This window comes from Lentzea sp. JNUCC 0626 (assembly GCF_043632865.1).
In the GTDB taxonomy this organism is placed as follows: Bacteria; Actinomycetota; Actinomycetes; order Mycobacteriales; family Pseudonocardiaceae; genus Lentzea.
Genome location: NZ_CP171635.1, coordinates 8,226,141 through 8,245,309 on the forward strand (window position 1 = coordinate 8,226,141; position 19,169 = coordinate 8,245,309).

At 69.1% G+C, this 19,169-nt stretch carries 19 protein-coding genes; 9 read left to right on the plus strand and 10 right to left on the minus strand.

Annotated features, from left to right (window positions below; translation table 11 throughout):
- Positions 1-8 precede the first annotated feature (8 nt).
- Together JNUCC0626_RS38410 and JNUCC0626_RS38415 are read left to right on the plus strand one after the other, a co-directional pair.
- Positions 9-770 (plus strand): META domain-containing protein, encoded by a 762-nt coding sequence (locus JNUCC0626_RS38410; protein ID WP_394615568.1) that lies wholly within the window; start codon positions 9-11, stop codon positions 768-770.
- A gap of 124 nt (positions 771-894) precedes the next feature.
- The gene (locus JNUCC0626_RS38415) at positions 895-1,311 is read left to right on the plus strand and encodes a DoxX family protein (protein WP_394615569.1); all 417 of its coding nucleotides are present in this window, start codon (positions 895-897) and stop codon (positions 1,309-1,311) included.
- Here JNUCC0626_RS38415 and JNUCC0626_RS38420 read toward each other — a convergent pair.
- The 3 genes from JNUCC0626_RS38420 to JNUCC0626_RS38430 all read right to left on the minus strand — a co-directional run bounded on the left by JNUCC0626_RS38420 (position 1,292) and on the right by JNUCC0626_RS38430 (position 4,820).
- The gene (locus JNUCC0626_RS38420; RefSeq protein ID WP_394615570.1) at positions 1,292-1,987 is read right to left on the minus strand and encodes a TIGR03089 family protein; all 696 of its coding nucleotides are present in this window, start codon (positions 1,985-1,987) and stop codon (positions 1,292-1,294) included. The two genes, JNUCC0626_RS38415 and JNUCC0626_RS38420, sit on opposite strands and share 20 nt — an antisense overlap.
- Positions 1,988-1,997: 10 nt before the next feature.
- Positions 1,998-3,194 (minus strand): LCP family protein, encoded by a 1,197-nt coding sequence (locus tag JNUCC0626_RS38425; RefSeq protein WP_394615571.1) that lies wholly within the window; start codon positions 3,192-3,194, stop codon positions 1,998-2,000.
- Positions 3,195-3,260: 66 nt separating this feature from the next.
- Entirely contained in the window at positions 3,261-4,820 is a 1,560-nt protein-coding gene (locus JNUCC0626_RS38430) for an LCP family protein (RefSeq protein ID WP_394615572.1), read from the minus strand.
- Positions 4,821-4,928: 108 nt separating this feature from the next.
- On the opposite strand from JNUCC0626_RS38430, the gene rfbB reads away from it, so the two are divergent.
- Both rfbB and rfbD read left to right on the plus strand, forming a co-directional pair.
- On the plus strand, positions 4,929-5,915 hold the full coding sequence (gene rfbB / locus JNUCC0626_RS38435; RefSeq protein WP_394615573.1) for a dTDP-glucose 4,6-dehydratase: 987 nt from the start codon (positions 4,929-4,931) through the stop codon (positions 5,913-5,915).
- Positions 5,916-5,921: 6 nt separating this feature from the next.
- Entirely contained in the window at positions 5,922-6,770 is an 849-nt protein-coding gene (rfbD, locus tag JNUCC0626_RS38440) for a dTDP-4-dehydrorhamnose reductase (protein ID WP_394615574.1), read from the plus strand.
- A 234-nt stretch (positions 6,771-7,004) separates the two neighbouring features.
- On the opposite strand, the gene JNUCC0626_RS38445 is transcribed toward rfbD, so the two are convergent.
- From JNUCC0626_RS38445 to JNUCC0626_RS38465, 5 genes are read right to left on the minus strand one after another with little or no spacing between them, the layout of a single operon-like run.
- The gene (locus JNUCC0626_RS38445) at positions 7,005-8,099 is read right to left on the minus strand and encodes a glycosyltransferase family 4 protein (RefSeq protein ID WP_394615575.1); all 1,095 of its coding nucleotides are present in this window, start codon (positions 8,097-8,099) and stop codon (positions 7,005-7,007) included.
- A complete protein-coding gene (locus JNUCC0626_RS38450) occupies positions 8,092-10,584 on the minus strand; it encodes a glycosyltransferase (RefSeq protein WP_394615576.1) in 2,493 nt (830 codons plus the stop codon). The genes JNUCC0626_RS38445 and JNUCC0626_RS38450 overlap by 8 nt, the downstream gene beginning before the upstream one ends.
- 3 nt (positions 10,585-10,587) lie before the next feature.
- A complete protein-coding gene (locus JNUCC0626_RS38455; protein WP_394615577.1) occupies positions 10,588-11,139 on the minus strand; it encodes a hypothetical protein in 552 nt (183 codons plus the stop codon).
- Positions 11,136-11,711, minus strand: a complete 576-nt coding sequence (locus JNUCC0626_RS38460; RefSeq protein WP_394615578.1) for a hypothetical protein — start codon at positions 11,709-11,711, stop codon at positions 11,136-11,138. Before JNUCC0626_RS38460 ends, JNUCC0626_RS38455 begins: the two co-directional genes overlap by 4 nt.
- Positions 11,687-12,589: a glycosyltransferase family 2 protein gene (locus JNUCC0626_RS38465; RefSeq protein WP_394615579.1), complete on the minus strand. Its 903-nt coding sequence runs from the start codon at positions 12,587-12,589 to the stop codon at positions 11,687-11,689. Before JNUCC0626_RS38465 ends, JNUCC0626_RS38460 begins: the two co-directional genes overlap by 25 nt.
- A gap of 20 nt (positions 12,590-12,609) precedes the next feature.
- Here JNUCC0626_RS38465 and JNUCC0626_RS38470 point away from each other — a divergent pair, with 20 nt between their 5' ends.
- The 3 genes from JNUCC0626_RS38470 (at position 12,610) to JNUCC0626_RS38480 (ending at position 15,660) form a co-directional block, all read left to right on the plus strand.
- On the plus strand, positions 12,610-13,581 hold the full coding sequence (locus JNUCC0626_RS38470; protein ID WP_394615580.1) for a glycosyltransferase family 4 protein: 972 nt from the start codon (positions 12,610-12,612) through the stop codon (positions 13,579-13,581).
- Between the two features lie 80 nt (positions 13,582-13,661).
- Positions 13,662-14,789 (plus strand): glycosyltransferase family 4 protein, encoded by a 1,128-nt coding sequence (locus JNUCC0626_RS38475; RefSeq protein ID WP_394622195.1) that lies wholly within the window; start codon positions 13,662-13,664, stop codon positions 14,787-14,789.
- A gap of 25 nt (positions 14,790-14,814) precedes the next feature.
- On the plus strand, positions 14,815-15,660 hold the full coding sequence (locus tag JNUCC0626_RS38480; protein ID WP_394615581.1) for a glycosyltransferase family 2 protein: 846 nt from the start codon (positions 14,815-14,817) through the stop codon (positions 15,658-15,660).
- A 510-nt stretch (positions 15,661-16,170) separates the two neighbouring features.
- On the opposite strand, the gene JNUCC0626_RS38485 is transcribed toward JNUCC0626_RS38480, so the two are convergent.
- Complete coding sequence (locus tag JNUCC0626_RS38485; RefSeq protein ID WP_394615582.1) at positions 16,171-16,587, minus strand: hypothetical protein; 417 nt, start codon at positions 16,585-16,587, stop codon at positions 16,171-16,173.
- Between the two features lie 35 nt (positions 16,588-16,622).
- On the opposite strand from JNUCC0626_RS38485, the gene JNUCC0626_RS38490 reads away from it, so the two are divergent.
- A complete protein-coding gene (locus JNUCC0626_RS38490) occupies positions 16,623-17,756 on the plus strand; it encodes a sugar phosphate nucleotidyltransferase (protein ID WP_394615583.1) in 1,134 nt (377 codons plus the stop codon).
- Positions 17,749-18,630 carry a DNA-3-methyladenine glycosylase family protein gene (locus JNUCC0626_RS38495; RefSeq protein ID WP_394615584.1) on the plus strand — a complete coding sequence of 294 codons (882 nt, stop codon included), beginning with the start codon at positions 17,749-17,751 and terminating at the stop codon, positions 18,628-18,630. Before JNUCC0626_RS38490 ends, JNUCC0626_RS38495 begins: the two co-directional genes overlap by 8 nt.
- On the opposite strand, the gene JNUCC0626_RS38500 is transcribed toward JNUCC0626_RS38495, so the two are convergent.
- Positions 18,627-19,154: an NUDIX hydrolase gene (locus JNUCC0626_RS38500; RefSeq protein ID WP_394615585.1), complete on the minus strand. Its 528-nt coding sequence runs from the start codon at positions 19,152-19,154 to the stop codon at positions 18,627-18,629. The genes JNUCC0626_RS38495 and JNUCC0626_RS38500 overlap by 4 nt on opposite strands.
- Positions 19,155-19,169: the final 15 nt, after the last annotated feature.

Sequence of the window (19,169 nt, forward strand, 5' to 3'; positions counted from 1 at the left end):
TGCGGGTCATGGGAATCCGAGCGACGATCGTCGTCCTGGCCCTGCTGGCCACCGGGTGCGGCGCCAACTCCGCCGGTGGCGGCGGGGACGGCGTGCAGGGCAAGGTGTTCACGTCCACGTCGAGCACGCGAACCCTGGTCGAGGGCACGAAGATCGAACTGCGGTTCACCGCCGACGGCACGCTCAACGCGAACGCCGGCTGCAACCAGATGCAGGGCCCGGTCACGACTGACGGCGGCAAACTCGCGGTCGCCGACCTCAGCACCACCGACATGGCCTGTCCCACGCCGGGCGCGGGCGAACAGGACGCGTGGCTGTCGAAGCTGCTCACCGCACAACCGTCCTGGAAGCTCGACGGCACGAACCTGGTGATCACCGGGTCGGACGCGGAAGTCGTGCTGGTGCAACAACAACCGGCCACCCTCGAAGGCAAGTGGATCGTCGAGGGCGCCATCTCGGCGGACGCCGTGGAGTCGATGCCGGAGGGGAGCAACGCCACCCTGGAGTTCAAGGACGGCTTCATCTTCGTGACCGGTGACTGCAACAGCGGGTCCACCAAGGTGAGCAACGGCGATCAGTACGAAGTGGACGGTCAGACGATCACATTCGGAGAGCTCGCCGTCACCGCCATGATGTGCCCGCCGGACAAGATGGCCGCCGAGAGCGCGATGCTCACGGCACTGGGACGGCGGGAGGTGACCTTCCAGATCGAGGGCACCACGATGACCCTGACCAACGCCGACGGCAAGGGCGTCCAGCTGCGGAGGTGACCTGCGAACCTAAGGACTCGCTGTTGGGTTCCTGTCGAAATCATGAGGTCGTTCAAATCTGCACTACTTTTGGTTCGAGGTTGAACGACCTACAGCTGAACGACAGGATCGGGGAGCAAGAATCATGGTCAAGGACGTCGCCGCACTCATCGGCCGCATCGCCGTCGGCATCGTTTTCGTCGCGCACGGCTGGCAGAAGTTCACCGAGTGGGGCATGGCCGGCACCGCCGCGTCCTTCGAGAAGATGGGTGTGCCGCTGCCGGGGCTGTCCGCCTGGTTCGCCGCGACCGTCGAGGTCGCGGGCGGTCTCGCGCTGATCGCGGGCGTGGCGCTGCCGGTCGTCGGGATCCTGCTCGCGGTCGACATGCTCGGCGCGTGGCTGCTCGTGCACCTGCCGAACGGCCTGACCGGCGAGGGCGGCGCGGAGCTCGTGATCGTGCTCGGCGCGGCCGCCCTGGCCCTCGGCTTCAACGGTGGTGCCTACGCGGTGGACCGCGTGCTGTTCAAGAACAACAAGATCCTCAACCCTGCGGCTGCGTGATCTCCTGGGTGACCTTCTCGCTGTCCCGGCGCGCGGCCAGTCGGCCCGCGTCGGGACTGCTCACCTGAACCAGTGAGCCACCGGCCGCGAGCACGGCCAGAAACCCTTGCAGCACAGCGGCATCCGAGTCCCACTCCAGAGTGGACAGCACGCGCGGTTCGGAGTCGAACTGCTCGCCCAGCGAGCGGGCCGCCGCCACCACCTCATCCACAGTGGACTCACCCAGTGCGGGCGTCGAGCCCGGAACCGGTTCCCACGGCAGGAAGTCGTCGCCGTGCACGCGCACGTCGTCGTTGTAGTCGACCGGCGCGCCCGAACCCAGGCCCAGCGGGTGCAACGAGGCCACGGCCACGACGTCCGCGTCCGCCGTGCCACCGGGCGGCACGATCGCCACCTTCGCCGGGACACCGGCCCCGACCACGTGCGCACCGCACCACCAGGCGCCGAGCAGCACGCCGACGGTCTGCCAGTGCGCGGGCAGCAGCACCGCCACCGCGTCACCAGGTTCGACGTCGTGCTCGTCGCGCAGCCAGTTCGCCGTCTTCGCGGCCCAGTTCTTCACCGTCGCCCTGGACAGCTCGATCCGGGTGTCCGCCGCGTCGTCGTAGTGCGTGATCAACGGACGACCGGGGTCGGCCTTGAGCAACGGCGTGAAGAGGATCTCGGTGACGCTCACGCGGTGACTCCTAGTCGACGCAGGGCACATCCTGACGGGCTGCGACGGCATGGGCGCCGTCCAGCGAGAGCAGCTTTTCAGGACCGAACCGCGACGGCGCGGCCGGGGTGGACGGCGTTGTCGAAGACGGAGCCGGCTTCGCGGTCTCGCCGATGAGCTGCGCCACCCACGCCTTCACGGCCTCGCGGTCCACCGTCACGATGCTCTGCCCGCGGTCGTTGCGGGCGTCGATGCTCGTCACCGGGATCGTGGCGAACTCCACGTTGCCCGACGCGAGGCCCTGGGCCTGCGCCGCCAGCGTCGCGAGGTCGAGCTTCTGGTCCACCACAACGGACTTCGACACGGCGTCGAGCAGGCCGCTCATCTTGCCGGGGTCGGTGAACGTGCCCGCGGACAGCAGTTGCTTCATCGCCTGCGACATGAACACCTGCTGCCGCGTGATGCGGCCCAGGTCACCGCCGGGCATGTTCCGCTGCCGCACGAACGACAACGCGTCACCGCCCGAGATCAGCTGCGGCCCCGCCCGGAAGTTCGCGCCGGAGTTCGGGTCGGACGTGCCCGCCTTCAGGCACACCTGCACGCCGCCGATGACCTCGGTCAGCAGGTAGAAGCCGTAGAGGTTGATCTCCGCGTAGTGGTCGACGCGCATGCCCGTCAGATCCTGCACGGCCTGGACCAGGGCCTTGCGGCCCGCCTCGTCCGACTTCCGCTCGCGCTCGGCTTGGTCGCTCACGCCCTCGGCCTGAAGTCGTTCCGCGGTCAGGTACTTCACCGCGCCGTACGCCGAGTTGATCTTGTCCTCGCGGTAGCCGGCGATCGGCACGTACGTGTCGCGTGGAATCGAGATCGCGCTCGCCTTGCCGCCGTTGCGGGGGACGCGCATCACGATGATCGTGTCCGTGTTCACCGTGTCGGTGCCCTCGGTGCGCAACTTGCGCAACACGTCCGCGGGAAGCGGACGACCCTGTGCGTCCGTCCGGCTGTCGCTTCCCACCAGCAGGATGTCGGTCGCGCCGTCGTCCGCGGGCGGCGAGTTCGGGATGTCCTCCAGCACCTGCAGGATCTGCGTGGTGTTGGTGTTCTCCTTCACCAGCCGCAGGGCCGTCCAGAAGTAGCCCGAGAACGCCAACGTTGTCACGGCCACCAGCGCGACGACCGTACGGCCTATGACCCGTGCGGTCTTCTTCGCGCGTGCGGCAGTGCTCAACGTCCGGCCCCCCGTTGCTGTTCCTGAGTTCTCAGCGTAACTATCGTCAGAGCGTTACGCCGGGTTTCAGTTGACGCAGACCAGTCCGCCGGCCGTGATCGGCGGCACGCTGGAACTCGGGGCTGTCGAGGTGCCGGGAGCGCCCTGCACGTCGACGTCGGAGCTGTCGTCCTGCTGCTGGTAGTCGCCGCCGACGAAGACCTGCACCTGTCCCTTTCGGACGGACGCGTCCTCCTCGACACCCACGTTCGCACCGAGTTCCGCCGCGACCTTGCGGGCGGATCCCTCCTCGCCCGGCGCGTACCGGACGACCGTCGTGTCGCTGTTCTCCCGCGCGGAGTCCAGGGCGCCGCGCACGAAACCCTTGGCGGCCAACGTGTTCATCACCTGCGAGGCGAGGCCCTGGATGCCGGCCGCGTTGTAGACCGCGACGGTGATCGCCGAGTTCGGCGGCGCGGGCAGGTTCGTCGTCGTCACCGGGGCGGAGTTGCTCGTCGACGGCTTGTCGGCGGCCAGCGAGGTGATGAACTTGCGCACCTCGGCGGGGTTCACCGGCAGCACGTTGCCGTCGCTGTAGGTGTCCGTCGGGTCGCCCACCGGGATGGTCTTGAACTCGAAGTTGCCGCCCACCAGGCCCTGCATCTGCTCGGCGAACGTCGTGATGTCCCAGCCCGAGCTGAGGATCACCGACTTCTGCACCGCCTCGACGAGCCCGTTGAGCTTGGACGTGTCGGTCAGCGTGCCGGTCGACAGCACCTTCTTCGCGAGCGCTCCGATGAACACCTGCTGGCGCACGATCCGGTCGAGGTCGCCGCCGGGGAGGTTCTTGCGCTGCCGCACGAACGACAACGCGGACGCGCCCTCGATGGTCTGCTGGCCCGCCTGGAAGTTCGCGCCGGAGTCGCGGTCCTGCGTCGGCTCCTTCAGGCAGACCTCGACGCCGCCGATGGCCTGCGTGACCTCGTAGAAGCTGGCGAGGTTGACCTCGGCGTACCGGTCGATCCGCACGGTGCCGCCGGACATGTTCTCGATGGTCTTGATCAACGTCTTGCGGCCGGCCGCCATGGATTCGTCACGGATCCGCTTCTCGTCCGTGACGCCCTGCGACCGGAGCTTCTCGTCGACGGTGTTGCGCTGGCGGGCGAACGCCGAGTTGAGCTTGTGCTTGCCGAACCCGTCCGCCATCTCGACGTAGGAGTCGCGGGGGAACGAGATCGCGACCGCGCGCGTGCCGTCGACGGGGATGTGCACGAGGATCATCGTGTCGGTGTTCTGCTCGCCGTCGGGGATGCCGCCGTTGAGCATGGCCAGCACTTCCTGCGACAGCGGGTTGCCCTGCGCGTCGGTGCGGCTGTCCATGCCGACCAGCAGGATGTCCACCGCGCCGTCGAGCGGCTTGGGGCCCTGGATCGTCACGTCCTCCGCGATGACGTCGGTCTTGACGATGCCGTCGTTCGCGTTGCGGAGCTTGTTCCAGCCGTACGACGTGACGAGAAGCACAGCGACCGAGACGACCGCGACGACCGTCTTCCCCACCACGAGGAATGCGCGGAAAGCCGACGACGGCCGGGTGCTCACCACCCTGACCGGCAGAGTCCTGCCTTCCACAGTCGTTTCCTCCCCCACTACACCGAGTTTAGACGTTTATAAGTCACACGACGTGACGTTGCTGTGGGTTGCAGCGATTACGTAGGTGACAGACTGCTGTCGGGGTACACCACAGGAGGAAATGGCATGCGCGTACTGGTGACAGGTGGGGCCGGGTTCATCGGCTCGCACTACGTGCGGGAGTTGGTGAGCGGGTCCTACCCGGCGTTCGCCGGTGCCGAAGTCGTGGTGCTCGACAAGCTCACCTACGCCGGCAGCGAGACCAACCTCGCGCCGGTCGCGGGCAAGTTCGAGTTCGTCCAGGGGGACATCTGCGACGCGGCGCTGGTCGCGGACCAGATGCGCGGCGTGGACGTGGTCGTGCACTTCGCGGCTGAGTCGCACGTGGACAGGTCGATCACCGGATCCGCGGAGTTCGTCCTGACGAACGTCCTCGGCACCCAGACGCTGCTCCAGGGCGCTCTGAACGCGGGCGTGGGCAGGTTCGTGCACGTGTCGACGGACGAGGTCTACGGCTCGATCGAGACCGGTTCCTGGACCGAAACGCACATCCTCGAACCGAACTCGCCGTACTCGGCCTCGAAGGCCTCTTCGGATCTGCTCGCGCGCGCGTTCCACCGCACGCACGGCCTGCACGTGAGCATCACACGGTGTTCGAACAATTACGGGCCGTATCAGTTCCCCGAAAAGGTGATTCCGCTCTTCGTCACCAATTTGATCGACGGCGGGAAGGTGCCGCTCTACGGCGACGGCCTGAACGTGCGCGACTGGCTGCACGTCGCGGACCACTGCCGGGGCATCCAGCTCGTCGCCGAGGGCGGCCGGCCGGGCGAGATCTACAACATCGGCGGCGGCACCGAGCTCACCAACCGCGAGCTGACCGAGAAGCTGCTGGCCGCGACGGGCCGCGACTGGTCGGCCGTCGAGCCGGTGCAGGACCGCAAGGGCCACGACCGCCGCTACTCGGTCGACATCTCCAAGATCGCCTCCGAACTCGGCTACGCGCCGCAGGTCGACTTCACCGTCGGCCTCTCCGACACGGTCGAGTGGTATCGCGAGAACCGCGCGTGGTGGGAGCCGCTCAAGGAACGCGCCGCGCTGGCGAAGGGCTGATCTTCCGTGATCCTCGTTCCCGGTGGTCGTGGCCAGCTCGGCCACGACCTCGCTGAGCTGTCCTCCGACGTCCGTGCGCTGTCGTCCGCCGATCTCGACGTGACGAAGGTGACGGCCGACGACCTGGCGGGCGCGTCCGCGGTGATCAACTGCGCCGCCTACACCGCCGTCGACGCCGCCGAGACCGACGAGGACCGCGCGTTCGCGGTCAACGCCGTCGGTCCCGGCCTGCTCGCCGAGGCCTGTGCCTCGCTCGGCATCCCGCTCATCCACGTCTCCACGGACTACGTGTTCGCGGGTGACGGTGACCGCCCGTACGAGCCGTCCGACCCCGTGGGCCCGAAGTCCGCGTACGGCCGCACGAAGCTCGAAGGCGAACACCGCGTGCTGGAGGCGGGCGGCTACGTCGTGCGCACCGCGTGGGTCTACGGCGTGAACGGCTCGAACTTCGTGAAGACCATGGCGGCGCTGGAGTCCTCGCGGCCGTCGCTGTCCGTTGTGGACGATCAGCTGGGCTCACCGACGTGGTCGCACGACCTCGCGGCCGGGCTGCTCGAGCTGTCCTCGGTGCTGCCGGAACAGCGGTTGCTGCACGCGACCGGGGGCGGCGAGGTCACGTGGTTCGGGTTCGCCCGGGCCATCTTCGAGGAACTGGGCGCCGACCCGGCGCGCGTCCAGCCGTGCACCACCGCCGACTTCCCGCGACCGGCCCCGCGACCCGCCTACTCGGTGCTGTCGGGTGCGGCGTGGGCAGCAGCGGGACTACGTCCTTTGCCGCACTGGCGAAGCGCCCTTTCGGACGCATTCAAGGCGGGTGTGGTAGCTCCCCGTGCTGGTGCTGCGCCATTGGAGTGACCGGTCTGGCACGCTAGTTCCAAGTGCGGGACCCTTTTCGGCATGTTCGATTCCGGGCGCACACATCCGCGCCCCGCGACAGAAGAATCCGATCGGCGACGCTTCCTGACCTGCGTCGCCGTTGTCACGGGCTCGCGGCAGGTTTCGATGAGCCAGCTCGACAAGCGTTCGCCGAGGCCGCACTCTCGGTGAAGTCGTTGGGGCGTCAGGTCTTCCTGACGCCCCTCATCGTTTCTAGGCCCTGCTCAGCTGGTACGCCTCGACCGTCTTCTCCGCACACCGCCGCCAGGTGAACCCGGACGCGTGCGCCCGCCGTTCGCTCTGCGCTTCCGGGGTGGCCGGCGCCGCCACGGCCTGAGCCAGCCCGTCGGCCAGCGCCTCGACGTCCCCGACCGGCACGTGCAGGGCATGCCCACCCGCCACCTCGCGCAACGCGGGCACGTCCGAACAGACCACGGGGACGTTGCACGCCAACGCCTCCAGCACCGGCAGCCCGAAGCCCTCGTCCCGCGACGGCAGCACCAGCGCGGTGGCGCCGGCGACGACCGACCGCAGGTGCACGTCTGACAGGTACCCGGTCCGCAGCACCCGACCGTCCACACCGGACCGACCGGGTCCGACGATCACCAGCGGCGGCAGCGACGGGTCCGAGGCGTGCGCCTTGACCAGGTACTCGAGCCCCTTGCGCGGCCCGTCCGCGCCGACGAACAGCAGGTACTCCGACGGCAGCCCGAGGCGACCGCGCAACGTGGCCGACGGCGGGCGCGAGGCGAACCAGGCGGGGTCGACGCCCAGCGGCGTCACGACGATCTTCTCCAGCGGCACCGCGAACCGGTCCGCCACCACGGAGGCGACGGCCGCGGTCGGCGTGCAGATCACGTCCGCGCGGTGCGCCGAGAGCCGCACGAGTTCCGGCAGCCGGCGGTCGGACGGCGGCAGGTCGCCGGGCGCGTCCAGGAACGCCAGGTCGTGGATCGTGACGACGCGACCGGCCCGCACGGTCGGCGGCAGCACGAAGTTGGTGCCGTGCATCACGTCCGAGAACCCGGCCAGCATCTCGACCGGCGGGAACGGGGCGCGCAGCCACATCTGGCGCAACGCCCGTGCCGCGACGGGCAGGCCGCGCGCCGTGACGTCGTGCGGCAACACGGTCCGCAACGCGCGCCAGCCGCGCAGGGTGAACGCCACCGCCCGTACGTCGGCCTCTTCCGGCATGGAAGCCAGTTCTTCGGCCAGAGCCGCTGTGTAGCGGCCGATTCCGGTGCGATGTCCGAGCAGGGGTGTGCCGTCGAGCAGCACGGAGAGGGGTTTCTTGGGGGATCTAGCCATGCTTGCCACCACGCGCGATCTTGCGCAGACGCCCCGTCGCCCGCTTGGCCAACTCGGTCGGGCCACCCGCGTCCAGGTACTCGCGCACCAGCAGCAGGTCCCGCTTCACCTTGTCCGACCTGCTCAGCCCTGGTGTGCGCACCATGGGGGCCGAGCCGGGCAGACGGTCCGCGGCGGGCCTGGGATTGCGGCAGAACTCGGCCAGTGGCGCGAGTGCTGTCTCCCAGGTGAACCGCTCGCGTACGACGGCGATGCGCTCACGGCACGCGGCCGCGAACTCCTCGTCGTAGAGCACCTTCTCCAGCGCGTCGGCGAGAGCCTCCGGGTCCTCCGGCGGCACGACGACGCCCAAACCTTCCCGCAGCACCAGATCCGCGAACGAGTCGCCGGACGTGGTGACGATCGGCAGCCCCGCCCACAGGTAGTCGAGCACCCGCGTGCGGAACGCGAACGTGGTCTCCACGTGTTCGTAGTGCGTGGTGACACCGCAGTTCGCGTCGAGCAGCCAGTTCTGCCGCTCGGTGTACGGCACCCACCCGTCGTTGAAGAACACGTGCTCGCCGGTCAGCCCCAACTGTGCGGACAACGCCCGCGTCTGGCCGGCGATGTCCATGTCCGGGACCTCGGGGTTCGGGTGCTTCATGCCGAGGAAGTACAGCTTCGCGGACGGCTGCCGCTTGCGCAGGTGGTCCATCGCCTCGATCAGCGACAGCGGGTCGAACCAGCTGTAGACGCCACCCGCCCAGATCACGACCTTGTCCGCGTCCGTCACGCCCGGCACGACGCCCTTGATCGCGGGGCCGGTGCGCTGCGGCGGCTTGCCCGACAGTCCGAAGGGGACGATCCCGAGCAGCGACTGGGTCGTGGGGTCGTTGTCGTACAACGTCGGCGTGAGGCGGCCCAGCGCGGCCAGGTGACCGAGCCAGAAGTGCCGCTGCCGTTCCGACGCGCACAGGAAGAAGTCGCCGCGTTCGAGCTGCGTGTTCAGGACCTTGGTGACGGTCTCCAGGTCCAGCGCGCGCTTGTCGTCGGTGTCGTCCTTGCCCTGTTCCAGCAGTTCCAGGTGCATCGGGTCGTACATGTCGCAGACCACGATCTTGGTGGAGGACGCCTTCTTCAGCTCGGCGATCATCTCCAGCGCGTGGCCCTGCAGCACCACCACGTCCGCCCACGCGACGTGCGGCGGCAGTTCCTTCGGCCGGGCGCGCTCGACGGCGAACGGGGCGTCGGGCGGCGCGCACAGCGGGTTCGTCGTGACCAGCCGGACCTGGTGCTCGCCGGACAGCACGTCGGCCATGTGCCAGGCGCGGATCGCGGGACCGGCCATCCGGTCGGAGATCGCGTCACCGGTGATCACGAGGATCTTGCGCGGCTTGCCGAACACGTCGTCCAGGCCGAGCACGTCCACGAGGATGTCGTGCGCGGCGAGGTAGCGCGGCAGGGGATAGGCCGGTTCCAAAGCCTTGCGCATCAACGGAACCAGATCGGTGTCCGACATCCGGCGCGCGGCCTGCTCGATCTTGCGCGACTTCTGCAGCGACGGCATCGCCTCGACGAACTGGTCGATCGCGAGGAACCCGGCGAGGGCCTGGCGCGGCACCCCGACGGGCGCCTGGTCGTCCGCGGGATCGGCGGGGCGGCGGGTGATCTCCAGCTGCGTGGGATCGATCTCACCGCGGGCCGTCGCGCGGCGCACGCACAGTGCCAGCGCGGCCGGCAGCACCTTCGCCAGCGTCTCGTCGGAGAAGTTCTTGTACAGCGACATGAGCGCGTTGCGCTCCAGCAGGTACAGCTCGCGGCTGTGGTCGATCGAGCTCATCGACGCGTGGTGCCGGTGGAACGTGAGCGACGCCGGTTCGTAGCGGACCCGCCAGCCGCGCAGGTTGAGCCGCCAGCCGAGGTCGACGTCCTCGTAGAACATGAAGAACCGCTCGTCGAACCCGCCGAGCTGCTTGTAGAGCTCGGTGCGGACGAACAGCGCCGAGCCCGTGCCGAACAGCACGTCCTTCGGGCCGTCGTGGCTTCCGTCGTCGTCCTGGCCCGCGTGGCGCTTGTAGCCCATGCCGAACCAGGTCAGCCCGCCGTCGACGAAGTCGATCTTCTCGCCGTCCCAGTCGAGGACCTTGCTCGCGACCGCGCCCACCGCCGGTTCGGCGTGGAAGACCCTGATCGCGGCCTTGATCCAGTTCCGGTCGGCGCGCGCGTCGTTGTTGAGGAACGCGAGCACCCCGCCCGTCGCGTGGTCGACGCCGAGGTTGCAGCCGCCCGCGAACCCGAGGTTCTGCTCCGACGTGACGACCTTGACGCCCGGCAGCTCCGCCTTGAGCCGGGCCGTGTCGTGCGCCTCGTTGTCGACGACGATGACTTCGAGCAGCTCGGCGGGGTGGTCGACCTCCGCCAGCCCTCGCACGCAGGTGATCGTGTCCTCCGCGCCGCGGTAGTTGACGACGACGACGGACACGACGGGCAGTGAGGCTCGATCCACGTGCTAAGCCTGCCTCATCACTCTGCGCGCCCGCAGTGTGGTTGCACAGATCAGGAGCAAAGCGACAGCCGCGGGCACTCCGAAGACCCACTCGACCGACCAGTCGTTGCGGTGAGCGAGCAGCGGGCGCATCACGGGGTGCCGCAGCACGGTGGCCGGACCGGGCTCCACCCGCTTGTCCGCCTCACCCCGCACGGCGATCCGCAGCTCGGCGCCGTCGGGGCAGGTGACGTGGTGGACGTACGCCGGGTTGTCGAGTCCCGGCACATCCTCGACGCTGGTGATCACGCACGTCTGGGGCGTGCCGAGGGCGTCCATCAACGCGCGGTGACCGTCGCCGAGCAGCACCGCCGTGCCGGGGATCACGACCATGAACGCGGGCAACACGAGCCACGCCGTCCCGAGCTTGCCGACGCCCCACGCGAACGCGAGCGACAGCAGCAGGCACGGCACGAGCACCAGCAGGTCGTACTGCTCCGGCACGATCGCGCCCAGCACGACCGCGGCGGCCACGGCGGCGAGCCCGGTCACGATGAGTGGCACAGGCCGCCTCACGGCTGCTTCCTCAGCAGCCGGGCGACCGGAACGAGAAGGATCATCACTCCGGGGACGCTCGTGACCAGGAGGAGGTTCCATCGGGTGTACGAACCCCACAGCGGACGCAGCGGCTCGCCGATCGCCACCGGGGCCTCTGCGCCCTTGAGCCGCTCGTTCCAGTCGCGGTCCAGCTCGACCTCGCCGCTGGGGCAGGCCAGCACGTAGTCGACCCTGGGGTACTTGGCGGACGGGTGCTCTTCTTTCGAGGCGATCGAGCACATCTCGACGTGCCCGGTGCGTTGCATCAGCACGCTGTGCACGCCGAACGTCAGCACGAACGGGGCGACGAGGCCGAGCACGAACGCGGGCAGCGCGACCCACTTGCGCTGGGACAGGCCGCTGACGCCGAGGGCGTAGGCGAGGCCGCCGAGCAGGCAGAGGAACACGAAACCCTGGGTGAGGGTGACGCTCAGCGCGACCCCGGCCGCGATCGCGACCAGGCCGCCGACGATCAGCGGCCACACCGGGTACCAGGCGTCGTCGGCTTCCGGGCTCGGGCGCGACATCAGCGGCCGGCCCAGTCCTGCCACACCCGCTGCCTCGGCACCTTCGTGGTGATCCTGAGCCGCTGCACCACCGTCACCGGCAGCCTGAGCAGCACCTCGCCCAGTACCCGCGCCCTCAGTCCGACCCGGAAGTTGGCCGCGTCCGGCACGTCCTTGCGGAACGGCAGCATCGCCGTGATCGCGGCGAACCGCGCGAGCTGGGTGAGCGCGACCTTCGCCGGGGCGCAGCGCAGCAGCATCAGCAGGCGGTTGCGTTCGTTCCAGCGGTGGAAGAGCGCCGAACCGGGCCGCGTGCTGGCGCCGTGCCGGTGCCGCACCCGCGCCGGGCCGACCGAGATCACCCGGTGTCCGGCCAGCCGCAACCGCCAGGCCGTGTCGGTGTCCTCGTAGTAGCAGAAGAAACTCGCCGGGACGCCGCCGACGGCGGTCAGCACGTCGGTCCGGAGCAGGGCCGCGCCGCCGCAGAACCCGAACACCTCGCGGCCCGCCAGCACGACGTCCTTGCCGTGCCCGTCGGCGGTCAGCGCGACGCCGACGGACTGCGTCGACCCGTCGGTGAGCAGGATCGACGAGGTGGCGGCGGCCGCGCCGGGTTCGGTGTTGAGAGCGCTCTCCAGTTCGGCGAGCCACGACGGGTCCGGAGCCGCGTCGTCGTTGAGCCACGCGACGTACGGGGTGTCGACCATGCCGAGAACGGCGGCGAGCCCGCCCGCGTAGCCGACGTTGCGGGGGAGCCGGACGACCTCGTGCCCGCCGATCAGCTCGGCCGTGCCGTCGTCGGACGCGTTGTCCACGATGATCGTCCTGTGTGGACTCTTCTGGGCTTTCAGGGCGTCCAGGCACGCCGTGATGTGGTCACGGCCGCGCCACGTCACGACCACCACGGTGCTGACTGCCGACACGGCGTGAGACGGTACGCGACGTGCCCGAGCTAGTAGTGCTGACCGAGCAACTCAACGCCCCGGTCCCCGGCGGCACCGGCCGCTACACCGCCGAGCTGCTCGCCGCGTTGCGGAAGAGCACCCCTTCCGGCTGGTCCGTCACGACGGCGGCCACCGCGAACGCCGACCGCGTGCTCAAGGTGCCGCGCCGGGCGCTGGTGGCGTTGTGGGAGCGCGGCCTCCCGCCGCGGCTCGGCCCGCACGTGCACGCCCCGACCCCGCTCGCGCCGTTGCCGGGTGCCGTCGTCACCGTGCACGACGTGGTGCCGTGGACGCATCCGGAGACGCTGACGCCGCGCGGGGTCGCCTGGCACCGCAAGGTGATCGCGCGGGCCGCTGCGGAGGCGCGGGCACTGGTCGTGCCGACTCAGGCGGTCGCGTCTCAGCTGGCGGATTGTGTAACTGTGTCCGTTCCTGTCCTCGTCGTGCCCAATGGGGTGACCAGGCTGGCCGGGCCGCCCGCTGATGATCTTCCGGACCGCTACGTGCTCGCCGTCGGGACCATCGAGCCGCGCAAGGGGTTCGACCTCCTGGCACGCGCCTGCGAACGGTTGCGCGTGCCGTTGGTGGTGGTCGGTCCGCAGGGGTGGGGTGGCGTCGATCTGCGCGCGCCGCACGTGACGTTGCTGGGCCGGGTTTCCGACGCCCGGCTGGCATCCGTGCTGGCCGGGGCCACGTGCCTGGCCGCGCCGAGCCTCGCGGAGGGCTTCGGGCTGCCGGTGCTGGAGGCGATGGCGGCGGGCGTTCCGGTCGTGCACTCCGACGATCCGGCACTGGTCGAGGTGGCCGGCGGCGCGGGCACGGTCGTAAGACGGGGAGACCTCGCGTCGTTGACGGAAGGACTCCGTGCGGTGTTGGCTGATCCTCGTCACACGGTCGAGGCCGGGGTCACCCGCGCGAGTGAGTTCACCTGGGAAAAGACCGCACTGAGTGTTTGGAGAGCACACGCTTGACGACCGGATTAGTGCATTCCCGTCAGACGCATTCGCAAATGACATTACGCTAGCTGACCGTGCCCACCGTCGAACCCAGCGTGCTGATCGACGCCACCGCGATCCCCGCAGACCGTGGTGGCGTAGGCCGCTACGTGGACTCGCTCGTGGCGGCGCTGGACGCGGACGGGGCCAGGCTCTCGGTCGTGTGCCAGCCGCGCGACGAGGACCTGTTCACCAAGATCGCCCCGAACGCCCGCGTGATCCGCGCCGCCGACGCCGTGGCCACCAGGACGGCCCGCCTGGCCTGGGAGCAGACCACGTTGCCGCGCCTCGTGCGGAGTCTGGGCGTGGACGTCGTGCACTCCCCGCACTACACCTTGCCGCTGGCCGCGAAGGCCGCGTCCGTCGTGACGTTGCACGACGCCACGTTCTTCACCGACCCGGTGCTGCACTCGTCCGTCAAGGCCCGCTTCTTCCGCGCCTGGACCCGAGCCTCGCTGCGCCGAGCCGACCTCTGCGTGGTCCCGTCGCAGGCGACCGCCGACGAACTGGCCCGCGTGGCCGGAGCCGACCGCACCGGCCTGCACATCGCCCAGCACGGCGTGGACACCGAACGCTTCCACCCGCCGTCCCCCGACGAGGTCCTGGCGGTGCGCCGCTCCTTGTCGTTGGGCGACACGCCTTACGTCGCGTTCCTGGGGGCGTTGGAGCCGCGCAAGAACGTTCCGGCGTTGATCCGCGGCTTCGCCCAGGCGATGGTCGGACGCGCCGAGCCGCCCGCGTTGGTGCTGGCCGGGCAGCCTGGGTGGGACAGCCAGGTCGAGCGCGCTCTGGACTCCGTGCCGCACCGGATCCGGGTGATCCGTGCCGGGTACCTGCCGTTCGAGCAGTTGGCCGGGTTTCTGGGCGGGGCTGAGTTGGTCGCCTACCCGTCGTTGGGTGAGGGCTTCGGGCTGCCTGTCTTGGAAGCCATGGCCTGTGGTGCTTGTGTGCTGACCACTCGGCGGTTGTCGTTGCCCGAGGTTGGCGGCGAGGCTGTGGCCTACTGCGGTGTCGGGGCCGGGGACATCGCGGCTGCCATCGCCGATCTGCTCGACGATCCTGCTCGGCGTGCCTCTTTGGCCGCTTCCGGTCAGCGGCGGGCCAAGGACTTCTCGTGGGCCGTCAGTGCTGATCGTCATCGTGAGGCTTACGAGCGGGCCGTGATGGTGCGTCGCCGGGGCTGAGGTGGGCGGCGCTAGGGTGGCGCGCGTGAACTACGGCGATGGACTTGGTGTCGTGACGGTCACGTACTCGCCGGGCGAGACGCTGGCCCCCTTCGTGGACACCCTCGAGAAGGCCACCTCCCGGTCGGTGCAGGTGATCCTCGCCGACAACGGGTCCACTGACGGGGTGCCCGAGGCCGTTGCTGCTTCTCGGCCTTCTGTGACTTTTCTGTCCACCGGCGGGAATTTGGGGTACGGCGGTGGGGCCAATCGCGGGGTGGCCGCGCTGGGATCGGACGTCGGGTGGGTGTTGATTTCCAACCCCGACATCGAGTTCGCGCCTGGGTCTGTTGATGCGTTGATTGAGGCGGCTTCGCGGTGGCCTCGGGGTGGGATGTTCGGGCCCCTGATTCGGGAACCTTCTGGGGAGGTTTACCCGTCCGCCCGGTTGTTGCCTTCGCTTGGGCGTGGGGTTGGGCATGCGCTGTTCGGGTCTGTTTGGAAGTCGAACCCCTGGACTCGGGCTTATCGGCAGGAGAAGGAGCCCGTCGAGAGGACTGCCGGGTGGTTGTCCGGGTCCTGTTTCTTGATGCGGCGTGAGGCTTTTGACTCCGTTGGTGGGTTTGATGAGCGGTACTTCATGTACTTCGAGGATGTTGACCTCGGGGAACGTGTTGGTGCGGCCGGGTGGTTGAACGTTTACGTGCCTGAGGCTGAGGTTGTGCACATCGGGGGGCACTCGACTGCTCGGTCTTCGGATCGGATGTTGCGGGAGCATCATCGGAGTGCTTACCGGTACTTGGCTGATCGGCATGCTGGGGTGTTCTGGGCGCCGTTCCGGGCTGTGTTGAAGGCTGGGCTGGCGTTGCGGGTGAAGATTCTCACTCGTTGAGCGGGTCGCGCCTGTTTCGTTGGTGGGCGCGTTGGGGCTGGCGGGTTCCTGTTTCGTGCGCGGGGCTCCGCCCCGGACCCCGCCAATCTGATCAAAAGCCGGGGCCAGCGCCGTTCGAGGGTTGATGGCACGCCTGTTTGTGTTGGGCGGCTTGCGGTTTCGTAGTTTGGTTGCGTTGGTGGGGTGGCTTCGTCACGAGTCGAGCCAAGAGCGGGCCACATGCAGGTAGGGGTGTCAACTCGACGAAAAGCGTGTCGAGTTGACACCCCTACCTGCATGCAGCAAGAGCTGTGGCACGACTCGTGACGAAGCCACCCCACCCGGCGCGTATTGGAAAGACGGCTCGCCTTCGGCTTCGCAGTGCGGTTGGTGTGCTCGATGTGCGTGCTCTTTCGGGCTCGCCTTCGGCTTCGCGGGAGTGTCAGACCCTCGCCGTAAGTTGGGTCGCGGGGGATTCCAACCCGAGGGGACCCCTGCGTCAGCCTGCCCTGCGGTGCGCGCCGGGGGTGCTCACATGTCGCCGCTGAGCCTCTGCGACAGCGTGTTCCGCTTCTGCTGGTGGTTCGACACCGTCGGGATCAGGCCCGGCTGGACGACTTGAGTGATCTCCGCGTCATCTGACGGCGCGCCCGGCTGGCCGTGTGGTCCCTGTGGGCCCTGCTGCATCGGTGGCGCCGCCTGCTGAGGCATCGGCTGGGTCGGCATCGGCGGGGAACCTGGACGCTGTTGCATGCCCATCTGGGCCGGGGCCAGGATCATGGTCGAGTCCGGGTCTCGGCGCGGGTCCACGGCGTTGACCAGGCTCCGAGGGATCTGTTGCGTGTCCGAAGCGTCCATCGGGGACGTCATGTTGTCCGGCGTCACGATGTTCCGCCCACGTGCGCGGGCGCGGGCGAGCATGGCGTCGGCCCGGTCGCGGGGGTCCATGTCGGATTTAGCTCCTTGCCGGGACCAGATCCCATATGACGATCTGCTTCGTGTCAGAGTATTCCGTCGAACGGCTCGCTGTAACGCGGAGGAGGAAAAAGGTGCACGGCGTCGAAGCTGTGGTGCTGGTCGGGGGCAAGGGCACCCGCCTTCGCCCGCTGACCCTGTCCGCTCCCAAGCCCATGCTCCCGACCGCGGGGGTGCCATTTTTGACGCACTTGCTCTCGCGGATCAAGGAGGCCGGCATCACCCACGTGGTGCTGGGTACCAGTTACAAGGCCGAGGTGTTCGAGGAGTACTTCGGGGACGGATCTCGGCTCGGGCTCGAGCTCGAGTACGTGGTGGAAGAGGTGCCGCTGGACACGGCCGGGGCGATTCGCAACGTGGCGGACAAGCTGCGTGAGCCCGACGTGATGGTGTTCAACGGCGACATCCTGTCGGGGGTCGACCTGACGGGGATCGTGGACACGCACCGCAAGCACGAGGCGGACGTGACGCTGCACCTGGTGAAGGTGGCGGACCCGCGGGCCTTCGGGTGTGTGCCGACGGACGACGAGGGGCGCGTTCAGGCGTTCCTGGAGAAGACGGAGAACCCGCCGACGGACCAGATCAACGCCGGGTGTTACGTGTTCCGGCGTGAGGTGATCGACGCGATTCCCGCTGGGCGGCCGGTGTCGGTGGAGCGTGAGACGTTCCCCGGGTTGTTGTCTGAAGGCAAGAGGTTGCAGGGGCACGTGGACGCCACCTACTGGCTCGACCTCGGCAAGCCGGAGGCGTTCGTGCAGGGGTCCGCGGACCTCGTGCGCGGTGTTGCGCCGTCGGCTGCGGTTGCACAGCCCGGTGACTACCTGGTGCTCGAAGGTTCGTCTGTCCATGAAGGCGCCACGCTGAAGGGTGGGGCCACGGTCGGTGCGAACTGCACGGTCGCTGAAGGTGCCGTGCTCGATGGCGCGATTCTGTTCGACGGCGCTGTTGTGGGTGAGAACGCCGTGGTCGAGCGTTCGATCGTGGGTGCCGGTGCGCTCGTGCAGGCCGGTGCGGTGCTGCGGGACGCCGTGGTCGGCGACTCCGCGGTGATCGGCGCGCGGTGCGAGTTGATCGGCGGAGCGCGGGTCTGGCCCGGGGTCGTGTTGCCCGAGGCCGGAGTGCGCTTCTCGACGGATGCCTAGCAGAGCCTGGACTCCACCGTTCCCACTCGATCTGGGAGCGGTGCTCGGCACGTTGCGCCGCGGGCCCGGCGATCCGTCCTTCTCCACGGAGGGCGGCGTCTGGTTCGCGGCCAACACGCCGTGCGGTTCCGGCACGATGCACATCACCAGGACGAACGGCGAGGTGCTCGCCGAGGCGTGGGGTGAGGGCGGGCCGTGGCTGCTCGACGGCCTGCCCGCCCTGCTCGGCGCGGACGACACGGTGGACGAGTTCGTCGCCCACCACCCGATCATCGCGGAGGCGCGCAGGCAACGGCCCGGGCTGCGGCTCGGTGCCGCGAACCGCGTGTGGGACCTGCTGTTCGCTTCGATCCTGGAGCAGAAGGTCACCGGGATGGAGGCGTTCCGGACGTGGCGCGAACTCGGCCGCCGGTTCGGTGAGAGCGCTCCCGGCCCGAAGCCGCTGAAGGTTCCGCCGACGCCCCAACGGGTCCTGAGCCTCCAGGACTGGGAGTGGCACCAGTGCGGTCTCGACGGCGCGCGCAGAAGAACGCTGATCAACGTCGCCCAAGTCGCGCACCGGCTGGAGAAGGCCGCCGAGATGCGCAGCCGTGAATTGCTCGAGAAGGTGCCCGGCATCGGCGTGTGGACGTCCGCCGAGGTCGCGCAACGGGCGTGGGGCGACCCGGACGCGGTGAGCGTCGGCGACTACCACGTCGCCAAGAACGTCACGTGGGCGTTGACCGGCACGCCCGGCGACGACGCCGCGATGATGGAGCTCCTCCAGCCGTACCAGCCGCAACGCCACCGCGCCGTCATGTACCTGGAATCAGCGGGCATGCGACGGCCGCGGCGAGCACCGAGGTTCTCGCCGCGCGACTACCGCAGGTTCTAACCCAGCCTGGTGAGAGCGCTCTCGATCAGCGGGTGCAGGTCGTCCACGTTGTCCGGCAACTGCTCCAGTGGCCACCACTGCAGGTCGACGGACTCCGCCGACCGCACCGGCTGCGCGCCCACGGGTGCCCGCACCAGGAACCGCACGTCGAAGTGCCGGGTCGGCTTGCCGAGCGAGCACGTGATCGGGTGCACGTCGAGGTGGATCGGCGTCGGCTCGATCCGCAGCCCGCGCATGCCGGACTCCTCGGTGGCCTCGCGCAACGCGGCACCGGCCAGGGTCTCGTCCTCCGGCTCGCAGTGGCCGCCCAGTTGCAGCCACCGGCCCACGCGCGGGTGCAGCGTCAGCAAAGCGTGCTCCGCGGTGGCGTCCAGGACGAGCGCTGAGGCCGTGATGTGGCCGGGTTCGCAAGATCGCATACAAGCGTCCTCGCGGGCCGCCAGGAAGCCCAGGTAGGCCTCCTTCAACGCGTCCTGGCCCGAGAACCGGCTCAGCGTCGAGACGGTGTCGGCGTGCAGTGTCATCAATGTCTCCGCTGG